Source organism: Tardiphaga sp. 285_C5_N1_2, from assembly GCF_052076065.1.
In the GTDB taxonomy this organism is placed as follows: domain Bacteria; phylum Pseudomonadota; class Alphaproteobacteria; order Rhizobiales; family Xanthobacteraceae; genus Tardiphaga; species Tardiphaga robiniae.
Window position 1 is genome coordinate 5,855,853 of record NZ_CP197241.1, and the last position, 25,794, is coordinate 5,881,646.

The window sequence follows — 25,794 nt, forward strand, 5'->3', positions numbered from 1 at the left end:
AGCCAGGGAAAGCGGTCGACATGAACCGCGCTGGGGGAGTCACGATCATGGGCCTCATGCTCGATACGGTCGGGAAACTGATCGCGAAATATCTGCAGAAGGAACTGCCCGGCTACGAGCCTTTCACGCCGAGCGACCCCGAACGCCTGCGCGGTATCATCGAGGAAGGTGACGTGCTGCTGGTCGAAGGCAACAACCGCGTCTCCGGCATCATCAAATATCTCACGCAATCGACCTGGTCGCATGCCGCGCTCTATGTCGGCCCAATCGATGGTGCTGCAGAGCCGAACGGCGAGCCGCATGTGCTGATCGAGGCCAATATCGGCGAAGGTGTCACCTCGGCACCGCTGTCGAAATATTATCCGTTCCACACCCGCCTGTGCCGCCCGGTCGGTCTGTCCTACGAGGACCGCACCACTGTGTGTCGCTACGCCATCAACCGGATTGGCTTTGGTTACGACACCAAGAACATTCTCGACCTGATGCGCTTCCTGATCCCGCTGCCAATACCGCAGCGCTGGCGGCGGCGCATGATCGCTTTCGGCTCCGGCGATCCCACCAAGATCATCTGCTCGGCATTGATCGCGCAGGCTTTCGATGCCGTGCGCTATCCGATTCTGCCGAAAATCACCCGCGCCGGTAGCCGCCAGGCCCGTCGCGAGATTCTGCACATCCGCGATTCATCGCTGTATATGCCCAGGGATTTCGATATCTCGCCCTATTTCGAAGTGGTGAAGCCCACCATTGAACTCGGATTCGACTACACGGCATTGCATTGGGCCGACAAACAAAAGCCGCTCCGGGAGGTGGCGGGCACTTTCGATCCATTTCCGGACGTCTTCGGCACGCCGACGCTCATTCCTGAGACGACTGACACGGAAGCGGAAGTGGCTGACGAAGACGTGAGCAGGCCTCGGATCAGGCTAATCGCCTGATCCGCCACTTCAAGACTTGACCGCGCCCGCTGTGAGTCCGCCGACCATGTAGCGCCGGAAGGCGTAATAGACTGCAGCTGGTGGTAGCGCGTAAATAAAGCCCGTGGTCATCAGCAATTCCCAGGGCGAGTCATCAGCGGCCAGGAAGTTGCCGAGCGCGACGGGTAGCGTGATCTCGGTATCCTTGGACAGCAGCAGGAAGGCGTAGAGATATTCGTTCCAGGCGAGCAGCAGCGCATAGGTCCCGATCGCGACCAGCGATGGCAACATCAGCGGCACATAGACCATCCGAAACAGTTGCAGCGGCGTCGCGCCATCCATGATGGCGGCTTCGTCGAGCTCGAGCGGCAGCTTGTCGGACGCCTGCTTGAGCACCCAGATCGCATAGGGCGAAGCAATGGTCACCATCGCCAGGATCAGCGACCAGTGATTGTTGAGCAGGCCGTAATTGCCCATGGTGCGATACATTGGCACAGCGAGGAATGCGGCGGGAATGAAATAGGTGAACAGCGCCATGTTCATCACCGTTCGGCCGCCGCGGACGCGCAGGCGACTGATCGCAAAGGCCGCCGATGTCGCAATCACCAGCGTCAGCGCACCGACCGCCACCGCGATGACGACCGAGTTCAGGAACTGCGCCCAGAAATCGCGCAGGAAATAGTGCTGCTGATTGAACACGATTCTGAAATTGTTCAGCGTCGGATGGTCGGGCCACAACTTGCCCGCGAATGCATCCTGCTTCGGCGAGATCGCGAACAGGAACATGTGATAAATGGGAATCAGCGTCCAGATCAGCACGGGAATGCCAATCAACAACAGTCGCGCTTCGGTGCCGACCTCTCGTAGCGTTGGCACTCTCATCGGGTGAACCTCTTCATCGAGAGAGCCGTTTCATCATGAAATAGACCAGCGGCAGCACAAGCGGCATCGCGCAAACGATGGATGCCATCGACATGTCGAGCTGATCGAGGCGGAGATAGCGAATCCCCAATGTAGACAGAACATGAGTGAGATCGGCTGGCCCGCCTCCCGTCAACAGATAGACGCTGTTGAAGTCGCCGAGCGTCCAGATCATCGAAAGCAGCGTGCAGGTGAGATACAGCGTCTGCATCGATGGCCAGGTGATGAAGCGGAATTTCTGCCACCAGCTGGCGCCGTCCACATCGGCGGCCTCGAACATGTCCGTCGAGATTGCCAGACGTCCTGTCATCAGGATCAGCGTCCAGAACGGCAGCGACTTCCAGATGTGGACCATGATCGCCAGCGTCAGGCCGATAGCGGGATCGTTCAGCCAGTTGGGCCCATCCTCGCCAGTAAACTTGAAGATCAGATTATTGATCACGCCCCATTCGGGATTGAACATGAAGCGCACCGACAGGATGGTCGGGATCGACGGCACCGCCCAAGGCAGGATGAACAGTACCGACAGCCAGCGTATCCATGTCCGTGACTGCACGAAGAAGCCGGACAGAAACAGAGCGATCAGCATCTTCACATTGATGCCGATAATCAGGAAGATCAGCGTGTTGACGACGGCGCGCGCGAATACCGGATCGTTATAGAGCGCGACGTAACTCGCCGGGTGCCGCGCCAGCCACAAGCCATAACCGATCGGATAGACCACGAAGGCGGCGAACACGAGCAGATAGGGCGCGATCATCACGACGCCCCAGACCTGCGGCGTCGTCAGGCGGGCCGACCATGGCCGGCGTGGCAGCGTATCGGCGGGAGCGGGATAGGTGATCGTGGCCATGCTGTACACCATTGCAAAAGCCGGCCGCGAGGGGCGGCCGGCTTTGTCTCGGACTAACCCGCGATTTCCTTGATGCGGGCGATCAACTCATCGACGGCCTTCTCGACCGGCACCTTCTCGCTGACCACGCGGTTCATCGCCTTGGCCCAGACGTTCTCGTTATTGAGGATCGTGAACTTGTAGTTCTTCACGAAATCGAACGACGAGGTGCCTCCCGTGAACTGGGTGTAGACCGCCTTGCGATGCTTGTCGGCCTGCCAGAACGGGCTTGCCTGTCCGGCCTTGGTCACCGGGAACCAGCGACCCAGCGCACCTTCGACATAGGGGCCAAGGTTTTCTTCTTCCATCAGGAACTTGACGAACTCCTTGGCGCCCGCCTTGTTCTTCGACTGCGAGAAGATCATCCCCGTCTTCACGTCTGAGCGATACTTGATCGGCGTGCCGTCCGGCTTCAGCGGGAACGATGCCGTGACGATCGTCTCTTCATAGGCCTTCTTGCCGGCAGCGCGCTGCTCCGGCGTCAACGTCTGGTTCTGCGAATCCTCGAACCACTTCGCCGCGATCGAAATCGTGAAGTTGTGGGTCATGATGATGCTCTTGTTGTGGAAGGCGACATTGTTGTCGGGGTCCTTCCACGTCGTCGAGGATGGCGGCGTGCAGCCCTTGATATAGGTGTCGGTATAGTCCCTGAGCGCGCCGATCAGACCTTCCTTGACCTTGGGGTCGTCCACCAGAAGCTTGCCATCGTCGTCCACCAACTTGACGTTATAGGCATCCATGAAGGTGTAGAATGACTGCAGCGAGTCCGTGGACTCCACGCCCATCGGCTGGCCGACACCATAGGCACGGCTGCCTGATGCCTTGCGATAGGCCGGCTGGACCTTATCGCACCAGAACGACCAGTAGCCCTTCCAGTCCTTGGGAATATCGCTGATCTTGTAGCCGGCCTGCTCGAGCAGATCGCTCCAGATCTCCACATGCATCGACTGCTGCTTCAGCGGAAAGCCGTAATACGCCTTCTTCTTGGTCTGGCCGTTCATCAGATAGGCCGTCTCGACCGTATTCGGCGCGAATTTATCCATCATCGGCTTTAGGATGTCGGTGATATCTTCCAGCTTGCCTTCGAAGGCCCATTTGCCGGATGCCTGCACATCGTAGGTGTCGGCATAGGCGACATCTGGCGGCGTGCCGGAATCCAGCGCGGCCACGGTCTTCGGGATCATGTCCTGAATGGCATATTGCGAGAGTTCGACCTTGATCTTGGTTTTGTCTTCGAACTTCTTGATCGCCGCCAGCAGCGATTCATCTTCAGACTTATAAAATCCCTTGCTGAACCAGACGGTGATGCTTTGCTGCGCGAAGGCGGGCGCTGCGGTCAGAAACAAGCCGGAAGCGGCAGTGGCGAAAACAAGCGCACGGGTACCCTTGGTGATCAAGACGTCGTCCTCCCTGATGATTGTTTTTCTTGAGACTACCTCTTTCTATTTATCCGTCCAGTGAAGAAGTCGATGCTGCGCTGCACTTGTCTGACAACTTCGCAAGGGTTACGTCTTCGTGATTGCAAGGAGAAAATCGGATGCTTGTCGCTGCCGCCAAGGCGCTATCGCAAATTCTTTCACCGCCGATGCGCAGCATCCTGTGGAAGTCGATCGGACTTGCCCTGGTTTTAATCACTGTCCTGGCAATCGGCATGCAGCGGTTGTTGAACTGGGCTGCCACTTCGGGCGGCGTCTGGGCCGAAAGCACGATCGGGTCGGACTACCACACGATGATCAATGTGTTGTCCTGGATCTTGTCGATTGCCGCCGGTCTCGGCGTCGTCGCCGGCGCAATCTTTCTGATGCCGGCGATTACGTCACTGGTCGCCAGCGTGTTCGTCGATGATGTTGCCGATATCGTCGAGCGCGAGCACTATCCCGCGGAGCGGGTCGGCGTCGCATTGCCGTTCGGGCTCGCTATCACCGAAGGCGGCAAGACGGCGCTGCTGACCATCGCGGTCTATCTGATCGCGCTGCCCTTCGTATTCTTCGCCGGTATTGGTTTCGTCGTCTTCTTCATCGCGACAGCCTGGCTGCTCGGCCGTGAATATTTCGAGCTGGCCGCCATGCGGTTCCGCTCGCCGGCGGACGCCAAGGCGATGCGCAAGCAGCATGCGGCGACGGTGTTCACCGCCGGGCTATTCATCGCAGCCTTCGTCTCGATCCCGATCGTCAACCTGGCCACACCGCTGTTCGGCATGACCTTCATGGTCCATATGCACAAGCGATTGAGCGGGCCGCGACCGGAGCTGATCGAGCCGGGTTGCGTAACGAAGATGCCGGTCGCCTAGACCACCGTCTTCTCCGGCCACTGGCACAGATCGTTGATCAGACACACCTCGCAGCGCGGCTTGCGCGCGAGACACGTATAGCGGCCGTGCAGGATCAGCCAATGATGAGCATGCAGCATGAACTCGTCGGGGATCACGCGCTCCAGCTCCAGCTCCACGTCGAGCACGTTCTTGCCCGGCGCCATGTTGGTGCGATTGCCGACGCGGAAGACATGGGTGTCCACAGCCATCGTGTGCTCGCCAAACGCCATGTTGAGCACGACATTGGCGGTCTTGCGCCCCGCCCCCGGTAACGACTCGATTTCGGCGCGGGTGCGCGGCACGACGCCGCCGAATTCGCGGATCAGCTTTTCCGACAGCGCGATAACGTTCTTCGCCTTGGTGCGATAGAGGCCGATGGTCTTGATATAGTCCCGCACCGTCTCTTCGCCGAGATCAATCATTTTCTGCGGTGTATCGGCGATAGGAAACAGCGCGCGCGTCGCCTTGTTGACGCCGGCGTCAGTCGCCTGCGCGGACAACACCACTGCGACCAGCAATGTGTAGGGGTTGAGATGTTCGAGCTCGCCCTTGGGCTCGGGATTAGCCTTGCGGAAGCGCGAGAAGGCTTCATGGACCTGGGCTTTGGTCCAAGGCTTCAACTTGATGGGTTTCAGCTTGATGGGCTTCGGCTTGGCGACCTTCTTCGCAGGCGCCTTTACCGCTTTCGCTACAACCTTCTTTGCAGGACTGGACTTTGCGCTGGCGGCGAGCTTGCGGGTGATTTTCGGCATCAAAGGGATATACTGAGGGACCATGACATCAGGCAACGACTTTGACGTCTCGCAGGAACCGATGCTGTTCAGCGCGCTGCTGCGTCCGCATCACGCGCTGGGTCGCAAGGGCTTCCTCGTGCTCATGGGTTTCATCAGCATGGTCTCGTTCGGCGCGGGGATGGCCTTCCTGTTGATGGGCGCCTGGCCGGTGCTCGGCTTTTTCGGCCTCGACCTGCTGGCGATCTATATCGCCTTCAAAGTCTACGACAGACGCGCCAGGGCCACCGAAGAGATCACGGTCACGCCGTCGGAAATCCGTGTGCGCCGGGTCAGCCCATCAGGCGACGTCGTGGAATGGGCATTCAATCCACTCTGGGTGCACATCGATCAGGTGTGCCACGCCGAATTCGGCATCGAGCAGCTTTTTCTGGTGTCGCGCGGCCGTCGGGTGTCGATCGCACGGTTCCTCGGCGCGGAGGAAAAGGCGAGCTTCATCAAAGCCTTGATGGAAGCGCTCCAGGTCGCCAAACGCGGCCAGACCTATAATCCGGTGAGCTGATGATCCATCGGGAAACGGGTGGTTTGCGCGCCGGGGCAGGCCTACATCAATATCATGATGAATCTTGCCAGAGACCTAGCGATGACTGAGCATCGCCCGATCAAGCCGGGCCAGCGCGACGCGGCCCTGCGCGATTACGATTCCGTGCGCCGTGCCATCGGCTTCATGCACTCACAGTGGCGGGACCAGCCGAACATCGAGGCCGTGGCGGATGCCGCGAGCGTGACGCCGGACGAGTTGCATCACCTGTTCCGCCGCTGGGCGGGACTGACTCCGAAAGCGTTCATGCAGGCGCTAACGCTCGACCACGCCAAGCACCTGCTGCGCGATTCCGCCAGCGTGCTCGACGCCGCGCTCGACTCAGGCCTTTCCGGCCCGGGCCGGCTGCACGATCTCTTCGTAACCCATGAAGCGATGTCACCCGGAGAATGGAAAACCGGCGGCGCCGGCATGGAGTTGCGCTACGGCTTCCATCCCTCACCGTTCGGCACCGCGATCGTGATCGCCAGCGACCGCGGCCTTGCGGGTCTCGCTTTCTCCGATCCGGGCGACGAACAGCGCGCTTTCGCCGACATGAGCCGGCGCTGGCCGGCGGCCACATTGATTGAGGACACTCCCGGCACGGCCGGACTGGCGCAGCGCATCTTCGACAGCAAGCTGTGGCGCCCGGACCAGCCGCTGCGGGTGGTGTTGATCGGGACGGATTTCGAAGTCCGCGTCTGGGAAACGCTGCTGAAGATCCCGATGGGTCGTGCGGTCAGCTATTCGGATATCGCCTGCAAGATCGACAACCCGAAGGCCGCACGCGCCGTCGGCGCGGCCGTGGGCAAGAACCCGATTTCCTTCGTGGTGCCGTGCCATCGCGCGCTCGGTAAATCCGGCGCGCTGACGGGTTATCATTGGGGCATTACACGGAAGCAGGCCATGATCGGCTGGGAAGCCGGACAGGTGGGAGCGAATTAGCAGCAATGGGCCGCAGTTTCCTGCGGCCCATTGGACTGAATGACTAGGACGCTTCCTTCAGCACGGGCGCTGAGGATTCGTCGGTCTTCATTTCTTCAAGGCTGCGGTTCCGTGGCTCAATGCCGAACGCCCACACCGTGATGATCTGCAGCACCAGCAATCCGATCATCAGCGCCATTACGCCCGCAACGCCGCGCGCCTCGAACAGGGTCACCACCAAGAACGGCGTCACGATGGTTGCGCCGCGCCCCAGCGTGTTGACGATCCCCGACGCCCGCAAGCGCACTTCGGTGGGGAACAGTTCGGGGATATAGATGCCGAACAGCAACGCAACCAGCACATAGATCGGGATCGTGAGCGCGAAACCGACCGCTGGCAGCAGAAGCGGATCGGAAATCATCGGATAGATGATGCCCAACACCACCGCGATCAGCGACGAACCGATGATGGTCGGCTTGCGGCCCCAACGGTCGGCCGTCAGCGCGCCGATGGCCGAGCCGACCGGAGCACCCAGCGCCATCAGTAGCGAGTAACTGAACGACGTGGCGACACTCAATCCCTGTTTGATGAAGAACACCGGCAGCCAGGTCACGAAGCCATACAGCAATGTGTTGATGGTGATCAGGCAGATCGAACCGACGATCATGCGCGACAACAGTGGGGGCGCGAATAGCGACGACAGCTGGCCGGACGCCTGCACGGTCGAGACCGTGGTCACCGGCGGCAGCGGCTTGCCTTGGGCGGCCTCACTCTCGATCTTCTGCATGAGCGCCTCTGCCTCCTCGCGGCGGCCGACGGCCTCGAGCCAGCGCGGCGACTCCGGCAGGTTCTTGCGCATGTACCAGACCACCAGCGCACCGATGCCGCCGAGCACGAACATGGCGCGCCATCCGAACATCGGTACCACGAACGAGGCCACCAGTAGCGCCACCGGCAGGCCACTGACGACGCAGACGGCCATCAGCCCCAGATACTTGCCCCGCGAACGCGCGGGAACGAACTCGGTCATCGTCGAGTAGCCGACCACGTTTTCGGCACCGAGCCCAAGACCCATCACGAAGCGGCACAGGATCAGGATGGTCATGTTTGGTGCGAATGCCGCCGCAAGCGATGCCACGCCGAACAGCAGCAGATTGAACTGGTAGGAGAACCGACGGCCGTAGCGATCGCCGAGAAAGCCGGTGCCGAACGAGCCGAGCATCATTCCGAAGAACGTCGCCGAAATGAACAGCGCATTCTCCGCGAGCGTCGAGAAGCCGCTCTTGAGCGTCACGCCCAGCACTGTTCCTGCGATATAGATGTCAAAGCCGTCGAAGAACATTCCAATCCCGATCAACGTCATGATGCGGTAGTGGAACGGTCCGATCGGCAGCCGGTCCAACCGGCCGCCCGCATTTACTGATGTCGGCATCGTCGTCTCTCCCTGTTTGTTTCCATATCGATTGGCGCCGTCCCTCTGTGGGGGATCTGTTGGCGATCGCTTTGCTCTAGTTCAGTCGCTTCTGCCCCGCCGTGTCGCGATACCAGTCGAACGGGCCATCGCCCGTCGCCACCATCACGCTCTTGGTGTTGAAGTGATCGTCGAAGCTTTCGGTGCCGCATTCACGGCCGATGCCACTGTCGTCCACGCCGCCCCAGGGCGATGCAGGATCGAGGCGATGATGATCGTTGATCCAGACGATACCCGCCTTGACGCGGCCGGCCACGCGATGCGCGCGCGCGACGTCACGGGTGCGGATCGCCGCGGCCAAGCCGAACGGAGAATCATTGGCCAGACGCAACGCGTCGGCCTCGTCCTTGAACGGCGTGACAGATGTGAACGGACCGAACACCTCTTCCTGGAAGATGCGCATGTCCGACCGAACATCGGCGAATACCGTGGGCTCCACAAAGAACCCGTTTTCGTGACCGGCTATCTTTGCCGCAACGCCACCAGCAACCAGCCGGGCGCCATCCTCGTGGCCAAAACGCGCATAGGACAGCACGCGGTCACGCTGGCGCGCCGAGATGACCGGGCCGAGCTGCGTGTTGGGATCGAACGGATCGCCGATACGGATAGACTTCGTCTTGGCCTGTAGCTTCGCTACGAACTCGTCGTAGACCGAGGCCTGCACGATATGCCTGGAAGCGCAGACGCAAGTCTGGCCGGCACCGATGAAGGCACCGAAGGCAGCGTAGTTCACTGCCTGATCGACATCGAAATCGTCGAACACCATGACAGGCGTCTTGCCGCCGAGCTCCATGGTCTGATGCGCGAACACTTTCGCCGCGGATGATCCGGCGATGCGCCCCGCTTCAGTGCCACCGGTCAGCACCAGCTTGTTGATGTCAGGGTGTTCGGACAGCATCTTGCCGGCGCTCGGGCCGTAGCCGAGCACGATATTAAATACGCCCGGCGGCAGGCCGGCTTCGGTGAAGATCTGCGCGAGCTTCAACGTGGTCAGGGGCGTATATTCCGACGGCTTGACGACGGTGACGCAACCGGTGGCCAGAACGGCAGCCAGCGACTTGCACAGGATCATCAGCGGATGATTGAACGGCGTACAGTTCGCCACGATCCCGATCGGCGTGCGCAGCGTATAGTTGAGATACGCGCCTTCAACCGGAATGACGGAATCGCGCCGCGCCAGGGCGACGCCCGCGAAGTAGCGGAAGAAGTCCGGGAGGCGCGAGAGTTGCGCACGTGTCTCGTTGACTGGACGGCCGTTGTTCAACGTTTCCAGCCGATACAGCGTGTCTAGGTTGGCCTCGAACGCATCGGCAAGCTTGTTGATGAGGCGGGCGCGGGCGCGCGTATCCATGCCGCCCCATGCGCGTCCTTCGAACGCCGCACGCGCGCTCTTCATCGCATGATCGATATCGGCCGTGGTCGAATTGGGGATTCGCGCGATGACGTCGCCCGTAGCCGGGTTCCGCACATCAATCATCTCGCCGTTGCCGGCTTCGACTTCGCGGCCATCGACGAAATTGCCGTGGATCTCGACATCGATGGAGCCTGTTTTTGTTGGAATGTTCATAGATCTCTCCCTTCGACGATGATCGCGTTACGCGCCAAGGCAGGCAGCACGCGCTTTTCTGTTTTCTCGATGTGAGCCTTGATGATGCGCGCCGCGCCGCGCTGGTCGCGGCGCTGCATGGCGTCGATCAGGCTGACGTGCTCGCCCACGAGCTGCATGTGATCGCGGCCCTTGACGTTGGCGATGCTGATACGCACCAGCCGGTCGGCCTGTTCGATCAGATCGCGCGCGGCCGACGCCATGCGCCGGTTGCCGGACGCCTGTGCCAGCGCGATGTGGAAGGCGCGGTTATAATCGATGAAATCTTCCGCCGAGCCGTCGAACGACCTGTATTGGTCCAATCCGCGCAGGATGTTGTCCGAGGCGTGCTCGATCGCTTCCGACACACAGGCCGGCTCGACCGCATAGCGAAACCGCAACAGGTCCCGGGCGTCCGAGATCGAGATCGGATTGACCCGATAACCCTGGCGCGGCTGCACCGTCACGAGATGCTCGCGCTCGAGCCGCAGCAAAGCCTCGCGTACGGGCTGGCGGCTGACCGCATAGCGCTCCGCCAGCTCCTGCTCCCGCATATCATCGCCTGGCAAAAAGCGACACATTAGGATATCAGACCTGAGGCTGTTGTAGACATTATCTCGAAGAAGCACGGATATTTCCTCTGATTCTCCGACAAAGATGCATCTCGTGAAATATCACGTCAAGTCAGATTTGCGCGATCGAGGACTTGCTTTTAGGCTCCGGTCCGGGACACAACAGGACAGGCGGATGCGACAGCCGACCAGGCTGCGGGCTGCAAGCTTTTGACTAGAGAGGCAAAAATGGCAGATCGGCGCTTGGCAAACGGCACCGTCAATGCAGCGCAATTCGGCGAAGGACCGGCCATCGTGCTGCTTCACTCGCTGCTGTCTGACCGGGCAAGCTTCGACAGCATCGTGCCGTCGCTGGCCAAGACCCACCGTGTCATCGTTCCCGAATTGCCGGGTTTTGGGGGATCAGACGCCGTAAGCGGCGGACTGGCGGCCGTAGCGGACCGCGTGGCGGAGGCCGTCAGGGACTGCGGCGACGGCGCGGACACGATCGTGCTCGGTAACGGCTATGGCGGTTTCGTTGCCTTGCAGATGGCGATCCGCCATCCCGGCATCGCAGGCCGTCTGGTTCTCGCCGATTGCGGCGCAGCGTTTTCCGAATCCGGCCGCGAGGCGTTCCGCAACATGGCGACGGCAGCATCGACCAAGGGATTGCCGGCGGTTACCGATGTCGCGATGCGACGCTTGTTCGCCGCTGAATTTCAGGAACAGAACCCGGAGCTGATGCGCGATCGCCGCGAGGCCTTTTTGCGCACGGATCCCGGCGTGTTTCAGAGTGCCTGCGAGTCCCTGGCGACGCTGGACCTCCGGCCTGAGATCGGGACCGTCAAAGTGCCGGTGCTGGTACTGGTCGGCGAGCACGATGAAGCGACGCCACCACCGATGTCCAGAGAGCTTGCTGCCGGACTACCTGATGCACGGCTGATCCTGCTTCCGGGCTGCGCGCATGTCCCGCAATTGCAGAAGCCGGACGTCTTTCTCGATGCGATCTCGGATTTCGTGTCGGCTGCGATGGCGCGCTAGCCGCGCCACGCAACCGAGCGCGTCGATCAACCCGCCAGATCGAGTTTCGACGCCACCGTCGCATCGGCATTGAGCCGATAGATCACCGGCACGCCGGTCGCGAGCTCCCGCGCCAGAATGCCTTCCGGCGTCAGCTTCTCCAGCACCATGATCAGGGCACGCAGCGAATTGCCGTGCGCGGCGACCAACGTGCGTTCGCCGCGCAGCACGCAGGGCAGGATTTCCTGCACGAAATACGGCAGCGTGCGCGCCAGCGTATCCTTCAGGCTTTCGCCGCCGGGCGGCGGCACGTCATAGGAACGGCGCCAGACATGGACCTGCTCCTCGCCCCATTTGGCGCGGGCGTCGTCCTTATTGAGGCCGGAGAGATCACCGTAATCGCGCTCGTTCAGCGCCAGATGTTTCGTGATCGGCAGGCCGGTCTGGCCCATCTCTTCCAGTGCGAGATTGAGCGTGTGCTGCGCGCGGGTCAGCGCCGAGGTGAACGCGACATCGAAGGTCAGACCCTGCGCCTTCAGCTTGCGGCCGGCTTCCTTGGCCTCTGCGACGCCCTTCTCGGTGAGATCAGGATCTTTCCAGCCGGTGAAAAGGTTCTTCAGATTCCATTCGCTCTGCCCGTGACGGACGAGGACGAGAAGACGTTCGTTCATCGAGAATTCCGTTTCGTTCTTCTTACATTTCACCAAGGCCGAGCACGTCAGCCATCGAGTACAAACCTGGCTTTTTTCCATGCGCCCACATCGCCGCCTTCAGCGCACCATGGGCGAAGATCATGCGATCCTCGGCCTTGTGCGACAGCTCGATGCGTTCATGGGGACCGGCGAAGATCACCGTATGATCGCCAGCGACAGTGCCGCCGCGCAGCGAGGCAAAGCCGATATCGCCGGTCTTGCGCGCGCCGGTGAGACCATCGCGGCCACGGGCCGAATGTTGCTCGAGCGGAATCTTGCGGCCCTCGGCAGCAGCCTGACCCAGCATGAAAGCCGTGCCCGAGGGCGCGTCGATCTTGGCCTTGTGATGCATCTCCAGCACTTCGATGTCGAAGCCGTCATCGAGCGACTGCGCAACGCGCTTCACCAGCGCGGCGAGCAGATTGACGCCGAGGCTCATATTGCCCGACTGCACGACGATGGCCTGACCGGTCACGCTCTTGATCACCGCGTTGTCCGACGACGACAGGCCGGTGGTGCCGATCACGTGAACGAGGCCGCGCTGGGCTGCGATCGCAACATTGGCGATGGTCGCCGCAGGCACCGTGAAATCAAGGATACCATCGGCATCCTTCGACAGCGTCCAGAGGTCGGCCGAGAGTTTGACGCCGTTCTCGGGAAGGCCGGCGAGCACGCCGGCATCCTGTCCGAGCAGCTCCGAGCCGGGCGCCTCGAGCGCACCGGAAACGACAGCGCCGGGGGTTTCGGAGATGGTGCGGATCAGCGCGCGGCCCATTCGGCCGCCGGCGCCAGCAACGATCAGTCTCATATCGGACATTGAACGATCCTCAGTATCTCAAGGCGGTATAGCGGCGCGTTGCCACGGCGGCAACACGCCCACGGTACCTAAAGTCCTTAGATACCAATCAGATCAAACACATGCTTAAGGCCCTGCCGCTCAAGGCTGCGGACCGTCATACCCCTCGATGATCACGAGATCGCTCTCGCCGTGCGGGCTGCGCATCGCGACCAACCGCTGGTATTCCGGCGAATTGTAACAGGCTAGCGCGGTCGTGTAGTCCTTGAATTCGAGCACAACATTGCGCGAGCGCGACGTGCCTTCCTTGGCCTCGAACTGACCACCGCGCACCAGGAATTTGGCCCCGAATTTATTGAAGACCGGGCCGTTCTCGGCCACGTATTGCTTGTAGCCGTCCATATTGTGCACGTCGACGCGTGCAATCCAGTAAGCCTTGGCCATCTGTCTCTCTCCCTGTCCCGTTCTTACTTGTTCGCCAGTGCCTGCGTAATTTCGGCGACGATCGCCTCGGCCGCAGCCTTCGGATCAGCAGCTTCCATTACCGGACGGCCGACCACCAGATAGTCCGAACCTTCGGCAATCGCGCGTGCCGGGGTCATGATCCGCTTCTGATCGCCCACGTCACTGCCCGCAGGGCGCACACCGGGCGTGACCAGACACATCTCAGGCTTGATATGCTTGCGCAGGTTCGCCGCCTCTTCCGGCGAGCAGACGAGGCCATCGATACCGAGCGCCTGCGCCTGCTGCGCGCGCGCGGCGACGAGATCGCTGACACCGAGTTGATAGCCCGCGGCCTTCAGATCCTCGTTGTCGTACGAGGTCAGTACTGTCACCGCGAGGATCTTCAGGCCGGAGCCCTTGCTGGCATTGGCCGCCGCCTGCATGGTCTGCGGATAGCCATGCACGGTGAGGAAGGTCGCGCCGAGCTTCGCCACGCTTTCCACACCGCGCGCGACGGTGTTGCCGATGTCGTGCATCTTCAGATCGGCGAACACCTTCTTTCCGGTATCGGCGAGCTTGCGCACCAGCGGCAGACCACCAGCATAGCCGAGCTGATAGCCGATCTTGTAGAAAGTCACGCTGTCGCCGAGCCGCGCGATCATCGCTTCGGCAGCGTCAACATCCGGCAAATCGAGCGCGACGATCAGGCGGTCGCGGGGATCAATGGTCTGCAACGTCATCTCGTCTCACTTCATCTGCTGCGCAACATCGATAAGCTGGCGCACCATCGCCGTCATCGCATCCTTGTCGGCGGCGTGTTTCAGCCGGTCCATATCGTCATAGGCCTCACCGGCGAACGCCAGCGTGAGCTGGTTCGGGATCACCATCGCGCGACACGCCGACAGCACCAGCCGCAAGGCCTGCAAACAGCGCGCACCGCCAAGCCGCCCATTCGAAGCCGCAGCGATCGCAAACGGCCGCTCGCGAAACACCTGGCCCTTGCTCTCATGCGTGTCTTCCACGCGCGAGATCCAGTCGATCGTATTCTTCACCAGCGGCGGCAGCGACGCGTTGTATTCAGGCGTCACGATCAGCACACCATGATGCGCCGATATCATACGCTTCAGATCGAGCGCATGTTTCGGTACGCCGGAATTGCTCTCGAGGTCGCCGTCATAGATCGGCAGCGGAAAGTCGCCGAGCGAAATCCTGGTGGCATCGACATCGGCGCGAACCAGCGCGTCAATGGCGACAGCCGCGAGTTTCGCATTCAGCGACCCTGTGCGCAGCGAGCCTGGAATAACGAGGATCTTGATCGCAGCCATGATTCCGATCGTCGGGGCGAAGCCACCGCGCGATCGCGGCCGGCACTAGCGTTTGCGATACACCCAGACGCGCGCCGGCGGAAGGTTCATCCAGATCCGCTCGGAGGCCTCTGTGGACACGCCGGGCAGCGATTTGGGGATCGGCGGCGCCACCGAATAGGTGAACTGCACGAAGGGCGCGTTCGGCGACATCGCCGCGAAGGCATCGCGGATCAGCTTGAGGCGCGTCAGCATCGGCTTAGTGACCAGCGGCAGGCCGGAGACGACGGCGGAGGCGGGCTCTTTCAGCACATCCCACAGGGTATCGCGCAATGTGTAGGCGTCGCCCTGAACGATCGTCGCCTGCGGGTAGCGCTCACGCAGCAGTGCGCAAAAGGTGGGATTGAATTCGACGAGCACCAGACGCTTCTGGTCCACCCCATGCGCGACGAGCGCAGAGGTGATCGCGCCGGTGCCTGGTCCAAGTTCGATGACCGGACCCGTCGCGTCATTGTCGACATATTGCGCCATCGTGCGGGCAAGAGCTTTGCCCGACGGCATCACGGCACCCATATGCAGCGGCTTATCGATCCATGAACGGAGGAAGCGAACCTCGTCGTCGAGACGGAGCGGCTTCTTCAACGTACGCGCGGACGAGTGCAGAGGCATGTCGCTTCCAGGCAGACCGCGGAACGTGCGGAACGTCAGAATTTCGTCATAAAGAGGTATAGGCAACAATAGAAACGGTCAAGCTTCCAACGTCAGGAGCTTGTCCGCGTTCCGAAGAAGTCCTTGACCTTAGTGAAGAAACCCGCGGCTTCAGGTTGCGTTGCACCCGAAGATAGTTTCTCGAATTCGGCCAGCAGCTCCTGCTGCTTTTTCGTCAGGTTCTGCGGCGTTTCCACGACGACCTGGACATACATGTCGCCGGTCTGGCGCGAGCGCAGCACCGGCATGCCCTTCGACGAAACGCGGAAGCGGCGCCCGGACTGGGTGCCCGAGGGAACCTTGACCTTGTTGCGCCCGCCTTCGATGGTCGGCACTTCGAATTCGCCGCCCAGCGCGGCCGTCACCATCGATATCGGCACGCGGCAATGCAGGTCCGCGCCATCGCGCTGGAAGAAGTCGTGCGAGGCCAGCGTCAGGAAAATATAGAGATCGCCCGACGGGCCACCGCGCGCGCCGGCTTCGCCTTCATTGGCAAGACGAATGCGGGTGCCGTCCTCGACGCCCGCTGGAATGTTGACCGAGAGCGTGCGCTCGCGCTCGACCCGGCCAGCGCCGGAGCAGCTCGGGCACGGATCCTCGATCATCTGACCGCGGCCCTGACAGCTCGGGCAGGTCCTTTCCAGCGTGAAGAAGCCCTGGGCCTGACGGACGCGGCCGGCACCGCCGCAGGTCGAACAGGCCTTCGGCTTGGTTCCTGCCTTGGCGCCGGTGCCGGAGCAGGCTTCGCAGGTCACCGCGACCGGAATCTCGATCTGTGCGGTCTTGCCGGAGTAAGCCTCCTCCAGCGTGATTTCCATGTTGTAGCGAAGATCTGCCCCGCGCTCGCGGCCGCCGCTGCGGCCACCGCCACGTTGTCCGGCCATGCCGAACAGGTCTTCGAAAATGTCGGAGAAGGACGAGGCGAAGCCGGATCCGAAGCCCGGACCACCGCCGCCACCATTGCCCTGTTCGAAGGCCGCATGGCCATAACGGTCATAGGCCGCGCGCTTGTCGCCGTCCTTGAGAACGTCGTAGGCCTCGGCAATTTCTTTGAACTTCACTTCAGCGGCGGCATCGCCTGGATTCTTGTCCGGATGCCATTTCATCGCAAGCTTGCGAAACGACGTCTTCAGGGTCGCATCATTCGCGCCGCGCTCGACTTCCAACGTCTCGTAATAACATTGCTTGGTGGACATCAGTCAGATCCGCCCGAAATTGGTCCTCATCCCGAGGAGCATCCCAGAAGAACGCATCGATGAAGATGCTACTCCCGCACTAACAAAACTTACCTAACAAGGCCCGCCTGACAAAAAACAACCCTCATCCTTCGAGACGCGCACCGCGCTACTCAGGATGAGGGTCATCGTTCCGCTCGCCTATCAGGCCGACTTCTTCGGCTTGTCGTCGTCGACTTCCGTGAACTCGGCGTCGACCACGTCATCCTTCTCGGCATCGCGCTTGGCGTCAGCCTCGGCCTGCTGGGTGTACATCGCTTCGCCGAGCTTCATCGAAGCCTGCGCCAGCGTGTTGGTCTTGGCCTTGATCGCCTCGGCATCATCACCCTTCAGAGCTTCCTTCAGGTCGCTCATGGCATCCTCGATAGCGCGACGCTCGGTCTCACCGACCTTGTCGCCATGCTCGCTCAGAGCCTTCTCGGTCGAATGCACGAGGGCATCGCCGTGGTTCTTGGCATCGACAGCCTCGCGACGCTTCTTGTCCTCGGCAGCGTTCGCTTCGGCGTCCTTGACCATCTTCTGGATGTCGGACTCGGACAGACCGCCGGATGCCTGGATCCGGATCTGCTGTTCCTTGTTGGTCGCCTTGTCCTTCGCCGACACGTTGACGATGCCGTTGGCGTCGATGTCGAAGGTCACCTCGACTTGCGGCATGCCGCGCGGAGCCGGCGGAATGCCCATCAGGTCGAACTGGCCGAGCGGCTTGTTGTCGGCTGCCATTTCGCGCTCACCCTGGAAGACCCGGATGGTGACGGCGTTCTGGTTGTCCTCGGCCGTCGAAAACACCTGGCTCTTCTTGGTCGGGATCGTCGTGTTGCGCTCGATGATGCGGGTGAACACGCCACCCAGCGTCTCGATGCCCAGCGACAGCGGGGTCACGTCGAGCAGCAGCACGTCCTTGACGTCGCCCTGCAGCACGCCGGCCTGAATGGCGGCGCCGATGGCCACGACTTCGTCCGGGTTGACGCCCTTGTGGGGCTCCTTGCCGAAGAACTGCTTCACGACTTCCTGGATCTTCGGCATGCGGATCATGCCGCCGACCAGAACCACTTCGCCGATTTCACCGGCGGTGAGACCGGCATCCTTGAGCGCCTTGCGGCAAGGCTCGATGGTCTTCTGCACGAGATCGTCGACCAGCGCTTCGAACTTGGCGCGGGTCAGCTTCAACGTCAGATGCTTCGGACCGGAGGCATCCGCCGTGATGAACGGCAGGTTGATTTCGGTCTGGGTCGTCGACGACAGCTCGATCTTCGCTTTTTCAGCAGCTTCCTTCAGACGCTGCAGCGCCAGCTTGTCGTTGCGCAGGTCGATGCCCTGCTCTTTCTTGAACTCGTCGGCGAGGTAGCCGACCAGACGCATGTCGAAGTCTTCACCGCCGAGGAACGTGTCGCCGTTGGTGGACTTCACTTCGAACACGCCGTCGCCGATCTCAAGGATCGAGACGTCGAAGGTGCCGCCGCCGAGGTCGTACACCGCGATGGTTCCGGACTTCGACTTGTCGAGGCCGTAAGCGAGCGCAGCCGCAGTCGGCTCGTTGATGATGCGCAGCACTTCGAGGCCAGCGATCTTGCCGGCATCCTTGGTGGCCTGACGCTGAGCGTCGTTGAAGTAAGCGGGCACGGTGATGACGGCCTGCTCGACCTTCTGGCCGAGGTGAGCCTCCGCGGTCTCCTTCATCTTCTGCAGCGTGAAGGCGGAGATCTGCGAGGGCGAATAGGTTTTACCGTCGACTTCGACCCAGGCGTCGCCATTGCCACCCTTGGCAATTTTGTAGGGGACGAGCTTCTTGTCCTTCTCGACGGTCGGATCGTCATAGCGGCGGCCGATCAGGCGCTTCACCGCGAAAATGGTGCGCTCGGGATTGGTAACTGCCTGGCGCTTGGCCGGCTGGCCGACGAGGCGCTCGCCATCATCGGTAAAAGCCACGATGGACGGCGTGGTCCGCATGCCTTCCGCGTTCTCGATGACCTTCGGCGTTTTGCCATCCATGACGGCGACGCAGGAATTCGTCGTACCGAGGTCGATACCGATGACCTTTCCCATGCTCTCATATCCTTTTTCTGCGGCAGGTTGGCTGGGCCCTGACGGCACCCCGCTCCCAACCCCCAAACATCAACTATTCGCGATATTGCGACGGTAGGCCTCATATAGGAGGGGGGGTGGTGGCCGCAAGGCATCTGGCACACTCCAGACCCATGAAAACACGACCGATGCGCGAAATTAATATTTGGTGAAACAGACCCTTGGCGGTTGTTTCGCCAATACGCGACGGATGGGCGCGGACGGCGCCGGGAACGGATTTATGGCTTGATCTGTTGGCGGAACAGGGCAACCGTGAACGCCCTTTCCGGCCGGTCGCGTGACGGCCAAGGCCGGAGCCCCGCACCATCGAACAGCCTCAATACAAATCCAGTAGATTTTTCATGAAACATGCTGCGCCCCTGTTCGCTTTGACCATGCTGACGACCATTTCGGTCGCCCACCGCCCCGCTTTGGCGGCTGATCCCGTCTTCCCGCCGGGTGTCCGTGTGGGTCTGGCCCCGCTGGTTGGCCTCGCCCCGGCAAAGACCTTTGTCGGCTTCGAGACATCCGATCAGGGCGTCAAGGTGCTCATGACCGAACTGCCGGCCGCCGCCTTCAACGAGGTCGAGACTGCGTTCAAGGCCAATCCGGCTGGTATGGCCGCGAAGCCCGAGAGCATCGAGACCACGGCCGGAAAGGCCTTCTACACGATCGAGAATGCCAAGGACGCGACCGGCAATGTCAGGCGCTATTCGATGATCGTCGGCGGCGGGACCTTCTCCGGCTATGTCGCCGTGCAAGTCCCGGAAAACGCCCAGAAAATCTACACCGACGACGCGGTGCGCCAGATGCTCTCATCCGCCGTGGTCCGCAAGGAGGTGCCGCTGGCAGAACAACTCGGTCTGATGCCGTTCAAGGTCTCGGAAATGAGCGACTTCAAGACCGTCCGCACGCTGGCGCCGGGTGCCGCGCTATTGCTGGCCGACTCGAGCGATGAGAACAGCATCGAAACGAGTCCTTTTGTGGTGATCGGCAGCCTGGCCTCCGCGCCGGAAAAGGCTGAAGATCGCGGCCGCTTTGCCCAGCAGGCCGCAGGCACGATTCCCGGCCTGCGCGAAGGCCGCATCACCATGTCGGAGCCGCAACGGATCGACGGCATGGCAGGCTGGGAGACCCGTATCGACGCCGTCAGCGGCAAGAACAACACGCCGGTCAGCGTGGTACAGTGGCTGCGCTTCGGCGGCGGCAAAATCACGATGCGCATTATTGCAAGCGCACCGCGCGATGATTGGGCCAAGGCGTTTCCGCGCTTCCGCGCCGTGCGCGACGGTATCGAGCCGCGCTAAAGAACGCACGGCCGTCCTCACGGCCCGCTTTACGATCTCCCCGTGACCTGATTTGCTGGGCCAATTCGGTACGGGGAATTTCGCGATGCTCAACAGACGTCAGGTTCTCGGGGGGCTTGGAGCCGTAGCCATGACCAGCCTAGCTCCCAGAACACTATCCGCCGCTGGCAAGGTCAGCCTCGATCGTACATCCGTGTTGCTGGTGATTGACGTGCAGAACTGCTTCCTACCGGGCGGCAGCTTGGCCGTGAAGGACGGCGACAAGGTCGTCCCGGTCATCAACGGCATCGCGAAGAAATTCGCCGATGTGGTGATGACGCAGGACTGGCACACGCCGGGCCATATCTCCTTCGCATCCAGCCACAGCGACAAGAAGCCGTTTGAGACCCTTGAGGTGAAATACGGCAAGCAGGTGCTGTGGCCGGATCACTGCGTGCAGGGCACTGAAGGGGCTGCGCTCTCGAAGGATCTCGCCATCCCGCATACCGAACTGATCTTGCGCAAGGGCTTCAACAAGGACGTCGACAGCTACTCGGCCTTCACCGAGGCCGACGGCAAGACCACCACCGGTCTCGCCGCCTATCTGAAAGCCCGCAAATTGCAGCGCGTGTTCATCGCCGGTCTCGCCACAGATTTCTGTGTCGCGTGGTCCGCCCTCGATGCGCGAAAAGCAGGTTTCGATGTCTATGTGATCGAAGATGCCTGCCGCGGCATCGACACGCAGGGCTCGCTGGCCAAGGCCTGGGCCGACATGAACAAAGCCGGCGTGAAACGGATTCAGTCAGGCGATCTGGCGGCTTAACTCTCGCTGTCATCGCCCGGCTTGACCGGGCGATCCAGCTCTTACTACGCAGCTTTACTCCGACGCTACAGGCGCCGCCTTGGCCCCACCCTTCGACACGCCGACCAGCGCCGGGCGCAGTACGCGTTCGCCGATGGTGTAGCCGGCCTGCACAACCTGAACGACGGTGCCCGCAGGCACGGAAGCATCGGGCACTTCGTACATCGCCTGCTGGAAATTCGGATCGAACTTCTCGCCCGACGGATCGAACTTCTTCACGCCGTTCTTTTCCAGCGTGTTGAGCAGCGAACGCTCGGTAAGCTCGACACCTTCGAGGAGCGCCTTCAGGCCCGGATCGGCCGCGGCCTTGGTGTCGGCAGGCACGGCATCCAGCGCACGCTGCAGGCTGTCGGCGATATCGAGCACTTCGCGCGCGAAATTGGCGATCGCATAGGTGCGGCCGTCGGCGACTTCCTTCTGCGTCCGCTTGCGCAGATTTTCCATCTCCGCCAGCGTGCGCAGCATCTTGTCGCGCGATTCCGCTGCTTCCTTGGTCAGGGCCTCGACCGAATTCGGTTCCGGATCGTCCGGCATGATGTAGGGCTTGGAGACCACCGGATCGGCGGCCTGCGCCGTCTTGTCCTGATTGTCGTTCTGCCCATTGGAATCAGTCATCACGCTGCCTTCTCAAAAACACGCCAAAATGGTGGGATTGCTGAGCGGGATATCGGGGTTTGAGCGCCGAAAATCAAGCGCAACCAGCCGGATTCGGCCGATCTGTCAGCCGCCAAGCATGCGGCTGACGATGCGCGCCGCGTAATCTACCATCGGGATCACCCGCGCATAGTTCAGCCGGGTCGGGCCAATGACACCGAGAACGCCGACAATATGGCCGGCACCATCGCTATAGGGCGCAATGATCGTGGACGAGCCGGACAGCGAGAACAGCTTGTTTTCCGAGCCGATGAAGATGCGGACACCTTCGGCCGTCTCCGCCCGGCCGAGAAGATCGATCACCTCGCGCTTGGCTTCGAGATCGTCGAACAGGAGGCGAACGCGTTCAAGATCCTCCAGCGCATGGAGATCCTCGAGCAGATTGGCCTGGCCGCGCACGATCAGCTGCCGATCATCCTTCTCGCCACCCGACCAGCTGGCAATGCCGGCGGCAATCACCTTCTGGGTCAGTTGATCGAGCTCGATCTGGTTCTGGGTCAGTGCCGTTTCCAGTTCCAGCCGGGCCTCGGCCAGCGTACGGCCGCGAATCCGGGCATTGAGGAAGTTCGACGCCTCGTTCAGCGCCGACGACGGCACGCCCGGCGGCAGGGTCAGCACGCGGTTTTCGACCTGGCCATCCTCGGCAACCAGCACGACCAGCGCCTTTTCGGGCTCTAAACGGACGAATTCGATGTGTTTCAGCCGCACATTGGACTTGGCGGTCAAAACTACCGCCGCTGCGCGGGTCAGGCCGGACAACTGCGTCAGCGCCTCGCCGAGCGCCGCCTCCACAGTCTGCGAGCGCCCCACCGAGGACAATTGCTGCTGGATCGACTGCCGCTCCGACTCGGTGAGGTCACCGACCTGCATCAAGGCATCGACGAAAAACCGCAGTCCGAGTTCGGTCGGCAGCCGTCCGGCAGAGGTGTGCGGCGCATAGATCAGACCGAGCTGCTCAAGGTCCGACATGACGTTGCGGACCGAGGCCGGCGACAGCGGAACCGTGATCAGGCGTGAAATATTGCGCGAACCGACAGGTTCGCCGGTGGCGAGATAGCTCTCGACGATCTGCCGGAAGATCTCACGCGATCGCTCATTGAGCTGGGCGAGGCCGGCATGCGGCGAAATCAGGCCGATCGGATCGTGGTGGACCACAGGATACTCCTTGAGGACCTAATCTGTCGCTCCGGCGGGCGGGATACAAGCACCATTGCGGTTGTGGAACCTGCCCTGCCCTTGCCGCTACGCTCCGTGCCCCCTAAAAGCACCGCGAACAGGCTTTCTCTGGACATTTGGAAGGATTTTCTCATGCGGCCAAGCCGTCGTGCGCCCGATGAACTGCGCGCCGTGTCGCTGGAACGCGGCGTGGTCAAATATGCCGAAGGTTCCTGCATGGTGAAATTCGGCGACACTCATGTGCTGGTGACCGCCACGCTGGAAGAGCGCCTGCCGCCATGGCTCAAGGGCCAGGGCCGCGGCTGGGTCACCGCCGAATACGGCATGCTGCCCCGCGCCACGCTGGAACGCACCCGCCGCGAAGCCGCATCCGGCAAGCAGGGCGGCCGCACCGTCGAGATCCAGCGCCTGATCGGCCGCTCGCTGCGCGCTGCCGTCGACCTCGAAGCGCTCGGCGAACGCCAGATCACCATCGACTGCGACGTGATCCAGGCCGATGGCGGCACCCGCACGGCGTCGATCACCGGCGCATGGGTTGCGCTGGCCGACTGCATCTCATGGATGAAGAACCGCAACATGTTCAAGAACGGCGGCGGAAACGTGCTGCGCGACAATATCGCGGCGATTTCCTGCGGGATCTATCAGGGCACCCCCGTGCTTGATCTCGACTATGCCGAGGATTCCGAAGCCGATACCGACGCCAATTTCGTGATGACCGGCGACGGGCGCATCATCGAGGTGCAGGGCACCGCCGAGAAGACGCCGTTCACGCAGGACGAGTTCTTGAAGCTGATGGCCCTGGCGCAAAAGGGCGTCGGACGCCTCGTCGAGCTGCAGAAAATGGCCATCGCGTGATTCCGCAAGTCATCAAGCAGGCGTAGACTCGCATCATGCATCGTCGAATCACTGGGAAGCTCGTCATTGCCACCCACAATCCCGGCAAGCTTGCCGAGATGCGCGACCTCCTGGCCCCCTACGGCATCGAAGCAGTGTCGGCCGGCGAGCTCGGTCTCGCCGAACCCGACGAGACCGGCAACACCTTCAAGGCCAATGCCGCGATCAAGGCGATTGCCGCGGCCAATGTCGCGCAACTGCCCGCCTTCGCAGATGATTCCGGCCTCGTCGTCGATGCCCTCGACGGCGCGCCCGGCATCCTCTCGGCGCGCTGGGCCGGCGATTCCAAGGACTTTACCGGCGCAATGACGCGCATCGAGCGTTTGCTGCAAGAGCGCGGCGCGACCTCGCCTGACAAGCGCACCGGGCATTTCGTCTCGGCGCTCTGCGTGGCGTGGCCCGACGGTCATCTCGAGGAAGTCGAAGCGCACGCCCACGGCACGCTGGTCTGGCCACCACGCGGCACTGCCGGTTTCGGCTACGATCCGACATTCCTGCCCGATGGTCACGCTCGCACCTATGGCGAGATGACCGCGGTCGAGAAGCACGGGTTGCCGCCACTCGGCGAGGGCTTGTCGCATCGCGCCAGGGCATTCGTGAAACTCGCGGAGATCTGCCTTGAACCCCGCTGACGCACAGCAAGACGCTTTCGGCGTCTATGTGCACTGGCCGTTCTGCCTGTCGAAGTGCCCGTATTGCGACTTCAACAGCCACGTCCGTCATCACGCCGTCGACGAAGTACGTTTCGCGCGGGCCTTCGCACGCGAGATCGAAACCACGGCTGCCCGCACGCCTGGCCGCACGGTGACGTCGATCTTTCTCGGCGGCGGCACGCCGTCGCTGATGCAGCCGCAGACCGTCGGCGCAATTCTGGATTCGATCGGCAAGTACTGGAACGTCGCCTCCGACGTCGAAGTATCACTCGAAGCCAACCCGACCTCCGTCGAAGCGACGCGCTTTCGCGGCTATCGCGAGGCCGGCGTCAACCGCGTGTCGCTCGGCGTGCAGGCGCTAGACGATGCGTCGCTGAAGTCGCTCGGACGTTTGCATACGGCGCGCGAGGCACTCGATGCCGTCGCCATCGCGCGCAGCGCGTTCGATCGATATTCGTTCGATCTGATCTATGCGCGCCCCGACCAGACCCCGCAGATGTGGACCGACGAACTCAAGCTCGCCATCTCGGAAGCCGCCGAACATCTATCGCTGTATCAGCTGACCATCGAGGAAGGCACGCCGTTCTTCGGATTGCACGCCGCCGGGAAACTCAAGACCCCGGACGAAGGCCTCGCGCGCACGCTTTATGACGTGACGCAGGAGGTTTGCGCACAGCAGGGCCTGCCATCTTACGAGATTTCCAACCACGCTCGCCCCGGTGCGGAGTGCAAGCACAACCTCGTCTACTGGCGCGGTCAGGAATATGCCGGCATCGGGCCTGGCGCCCATGGCCGCCTCGACATCGACGGTGTCAGACATGCCATTGCCACCGAGAAGCGTCCGGAAGCCTGGGTGATGCGTGTGGAAGACAACGGCCACGGCGTCACGTCGGATGAATTGCTCAACAGCGAAGAACGCGCCGACGAATATTTGCTGATGGGCCTGCGCCTCGCCGAAGGCATCGATCCCGCGCGCTATCAGATGCTGTCTGGCCGCGCGCTGGATGAGAAGCGCATCGCCATCCTGCGCGAGGAAGGCGCCATCGTCGTCGAGCAGAACGGCCGCCTGCGCGTGACGCAGGAGGGATTCCCTGTGCTTGATGCTGTCGTGGCAGATCTGGCGGCGTAG

Annotated in this window: 27 protein-coding genes; 10 read left to right on the forward strand and 17 right to left on the reverse strand. The window is 61.8% G+C overall.

The window, feature by feature from the left end:
• The first annotated feature begins 47 nt into the window (after positions 1–47).
• Positions 48–935 carry a YiiX/YebB-like N1pC/P60 family cysteine hydrolase gene (locus AB7951_RS27715; RefSeq protein ID WP_120287707.1) on the forward strand — a complete coding sequence of 296 codons (888 nt, stop codon included), beginning with the start codon at positions 48–50 and terminating at the stop codon, positions 933–935.
• Between the two features lie 9 nt (positions 936–944).
• Here the strand turns inward: AB7951_RS27715 and AB7951_RS27720 are convergent, their stop codons facing one another.
• The 3 genes from AB7951_RS27720 to AB7951_RS27730 are packed head-to-tail and all read right to left on the reverse strand — an operon-like array spanning position 945 to position 4,124.
• Entirely contained in the window at positions 945–1,796 is an 852-nt protein-coding gene (locus AB7951_RS27720; protein ID WP_068730277.1) for a carbohydrate ABC transporter permease, read from the reverse strand.
• A 13-nt stretch (positions 1,797–1,809) separates the two neighbouring features.
• Positions 1,810–2,688 (reverse strand): carbohydrate ABC transporter permease, encoded by an 879-nt coding sequence (locus AB7951_RS27725; RefSeq protein ID WP_089263663.1) that lies wholly within the window; start codon positions 2,686–2,688, stop codon positions 1,810–1,812.
• A gap of 53 nt (positions 2,689–2,741) precedes the next feature.
• Complete coding sequence (locus AB7951_RS27730) at positions 2,742–4,124, reverse strand: ABC transporter substrate-binding protein (protein WP_089263039.1); 1,383 nt, start codon at positions 4,122–4,124, stop codon at positions 2,742–2,744.
• Positions 4,125–4,264: 140 nt separating this feature from the next.
• Between AB7951_RS27730 and AB7951_RS27735 the strand changes: the two genes are divergently transcribed.
• Positions 4,265–5,017 (forward strand): sulfate transporter family protein, encoded by a 753-nt coding sequence (locus AB7951_RS27735; protein WP_120287706.1) that lies wholly within the window; start codon positions 4,265–4,267, stop codon positions 5,015–5,017.
• Here the strand turns inward: AB7951_RS27735 and nth are convergent.
• Positions 5,014–5,790, reverse strand: coding sequence for an endonuclease III (gene nth, locus AB7951_RS27740; protein ID WP_120287705.1), 777 nt, complete (start codon positions 5,788–5,790; stop codon positions 5,014–5,016). The genes AB7951_RS27735 and nth overlap by 4 nt on opposite strands.
• Positions 5,791–5,812: 22 nt before the next feature.
• On the opposite strand from nth, the gene AB7951_RS27745 reads away from it, so the two are divergent.
• Complete coding sequence (locus tag AB7951_RS27745; protein ID WP_120287704.1) at positions 5,813–6,331, forward strand: DUF2244 domain-containing protein; 519 nt, start codon at positions 5,813–5,815, stop codon at positions 6,329–6,331.
• Positions 6,332–6,412: 81 nt separating this feature from the next.
• Positions 6,413–7,294: a methylated-DNA--[protein]-cysteine S-methyltransferase gene (locus AB7951_RS27750; protein WP_439062041.1), complete on the forward strand. Its 882-nt coding sequence runs from the start codon at positions 6,413–6,415 to the stop codon at positions 7,292–7,294.
• A gap of 43 nt (positions 7,295–7,337) precedes the next feature.
• Here AB7951_RS27750 and AB7951_RS27755 read toward each other — a convergent pair whose 3' ends face one another.
• The 3 genes from AB7951_RS27755 to AB7951_RS27765 all read right to left on the reverse strand — a co-directional run bounded on the left by AB7951_RS27755 (position 7,338) and on the right by AB7951_RS27765 (position 10,958).
• Positions 7,338–8,705: an MFS transporter gene (locus AB7951_RS27755; protein ID WP_120287703.1), complete on the reverse strand. Its 1,368-nt coding sequence runs from the start codon at positions 8,703–8,705 to the stop codon at positions 7,338–7,340.
• Between the two features lie 76 nt (positions 8,706–8,781).
• A complete protein-coding gene (locus AB7951_RS27760) occupies positions 8,782–10,311 on the reverse strand; it encodes an aldehyde dehydrogenase (protein WP_120287702.1) in 1,530 nt (509 codons plus the stop codon).
• Positions 10,308–10,958: a GntR family transcriptional regulator gene (locus AB7951_RS27765; protein WP_115032048.1), complete on the reverse strand. Its 651-nt coding sequence runs from the start codon at positions 10,956–10,958 to the stop codon at positions 10,308–10,310. The genes AB7951_RS27760 and AB7951_RS27765 overlap by 4 nt, the downstream gene beginning before the upstream one ends.
• A gap of 171 nt (positions 10,959–11,129) precedes the next feature.
• Between AB7951_RS27765 and AB7951_RS27770 the strand changes: the two genes are divergently transcribed.
• A complete protein-coding gene (locus AB7951_RS27770) occupies positions 11,130–11,921 on the forward strand; it encodes an alpha/beta fold hydrolase (RefSeq protein WP_120287701.1) in 792 nt (263 codons plus the stop codon).
• Between the two features lie 26 nt (positions 11,922–11,947).
• Here the strand turns inward: AB7951_RS27770 and AB7951_RS27775 are convergent, their stop codons facing one another.
• From AB7951_RS27775 to dnaK, 8 genes are all read right to left on the reverse strand, one after another.
• Positions 11,948–12,571, reverse strand: coding sequence for a 2,3-bisphosphoglycerate-dependent phosphoglycerate mutase (locus AB7951_RS27775; RefSeq protein WP_089263055.1), 624 nt, complete (start codon positions 12,569–12,571; stop codon positions 11,948–11,950).
• 22 nt (positions 12,572–12,593) lie between these two features.
• Positions 12,594–13,409, reverse strand: coding sequence for a 4-hydroxy-tetrahydrodipicolinate reductase (gene dapB, locus AB7951_RS27780; protein WP_089263057.1), 816 nt, complete (start codon positions 13,407–13,409; stop codon positions 12,594–12,596).
• A 120-nt stretch (positions 13,410–13,529) separates the two neighbouring features.
• Entirely contained in the window at positions 13,530–13,832 is a 303-nt protein-coding gene (locus tag AB7951_RS27785; RefSeq protein ID WP_120287700.1) for a DUF1330 domain-containing protein, read from the reverse strand.
• 23 nt (positions 13,833–13,855) lie between these two features.
• Positions 13,856–14,572, reverse strand: coding sequence for an orotidine-5'-phosphate decarboxylase (gene pyrF, locus AB7951_RS27790; protein WP_089263059.1), 717 nt, complete (start codon positions 14,570–14,572; stop codon positions 13,856–13,858).
• A 6-nt stretch (positions 14,573–14,578) separates the two neighbouring features.
• A complete protein-coding gene (locus AB7951_RS27795) occupies positions 14,579–15,157 on the reverse strand; it encodes an NADPH-dependent FMN reductase (RefSeq protein WP_093757831.1) in 579 nt (192 codons plus the stop codon).
• A 45-nt stretch (positions 15,158–15,202) separates the two neighbouring features.
• Positions 15,203–15,805 (reverse strand): class I SAM-dependent methyltransferase, encoded by a 603-nt coding sequence (locus AB7951_RS27800; protein ID WP_093757830.1) that lies wholly within the window; start codon positions 15,803–15,805, stop codon positions 15,203–15,205.
• A 92-nt stretch (positions 15,806–15,897) separates the two neighbouring features.
• On the reverse strand, positions 15,898–17,040 hold the full coding sequence (gene dnaJ / locus AB7951_RS27805) for a molecular chaperone DnaJ (protein WP_120287699.1): 1,143 nt from the start codon (positions 17,038–17,040) through the stop codon (positions 15,898–15,900).
• 183 nt (positions 17,041–17,223) lie between these two features.
• Positions 17,224–19,122 carry a molecular chaperone DnaK gene (dnaK, locus tag AB7951_RS27810; RefSeq protein WP_120287698.1) on the reverse strand — a complete coding sequence of 633 codons (1,899 nt, stop codon included), beginning with the start codon at positions 19,120–19,122 and terminating at the stop codon, positions 17,224–17,226.
• Positions 19,123–19,502: 380 nt separating this feature from the next.
• Between dnaK and AB7951_RS27815 the strand changes: the two genes are divergently transcribed.
• The gene (locus AB7951_RS27815) at positions 19,503–20,447 is read left to right on the forward strand and encodes a hypothetical protein (RefSeq protein ID WP_120287697.1); all 945 of its coding nucleotides are present in this window, start codon (positions 19,503–19,505) and stop codon (positions 20,445–20,447) included.
• 85 nt (positions 20,448–20,532) lie between these two features.
• Positions 20,533–21,249 carry a bifunctional nicotinamidase/pyrazinamidase gene (pncA, locus tag AB7951_RS27820; RefSeq protein ID WP_120287696.1) on the forward strand — a complete coding sequence of 239 codons (717 nt, stop codon included), beginning with the start codon at positions 20,533–20,535 and terminating at the stop codon, positions 21,247–21,249.
• Between the two features lie 54 nt (positions 21,250–21,303).
• Here the strand turns inward: pncA and grpE are convergent, their stop codons facing one another.
• Both grpE and hrcA read right to left on the reverse strand, forming a co-directional pair.
• Positions 21,304–21,903 (reverse strand): nucleotide exchange factor GrpE, encoded by a 600-nt coding sequence (gene grpE, locus AB7951_RS27825; RefSeq protein WP_120287695.1) that lies wholly within the window; start codon positions 21,901–21,903, stop codon positions 21,304–21,306.
• A 105-nt stretch (positions 21,904–22,008) separates the two neighbouring features.
• Positions 22,009–23,097 (reverse strand): heat-inducible transcriptional repressor HrcA, encoded by a 1,089-nt coding sequence (hrcA, locus tag AB7951_RS27830; protein ID WP_120287694.1) that lies wholly within the window; start codon positions 23,095–23,097, stop codon positions 22,009–22,011.
• Positions 23,098–23,250: 153 nt separating this feature from the next.
• Here hrcA and rph point away from each other — a divergent pair, with 153 nt between their 5' ends.
• The 3 genes from rph to hemW are packed head-to-tail and all read left to right on the forward strand — an operon-like array spanning position 23,251 to position 25,794.
• Complete coding sequence (gene rph / locus AB7951_RS27835; RefSeq protein ID WP_093757824.1) at positions 23,251–23,973, forward strand: ribonuclease PH; 723 nt, start codon at positions 23,251–23,253, stop codon at positions 23,971–23,973.
• Positions 23,974–24,008: 35 nt separating this feature from the next.
• Positions 24,009–24,644, forward strand: coding sequence for an RdgB/HAM1 family non-canonical purine NTP pyrophosphatase (rdgB, locus tag AB7951_RS27840; RefSeq protein ID WP_441256100.1), 636 nt, complete (start codon positions 24,009–24,011; stop codon positions 24,642–24,644).
• Positions 24,631–25,794, forward strand: coding sequence for a radical SAM family heme chaperone HemW (gene hemW, locus AB7951_RS27845; RefSeq protein WP_120287692.1), 1,164 nt, complete (start codon positions 24,631–24,633; stop codon positions 25,792–25,794). Before rdgB ends, hemW begins: the two co-directional genes overlap by 14 nt.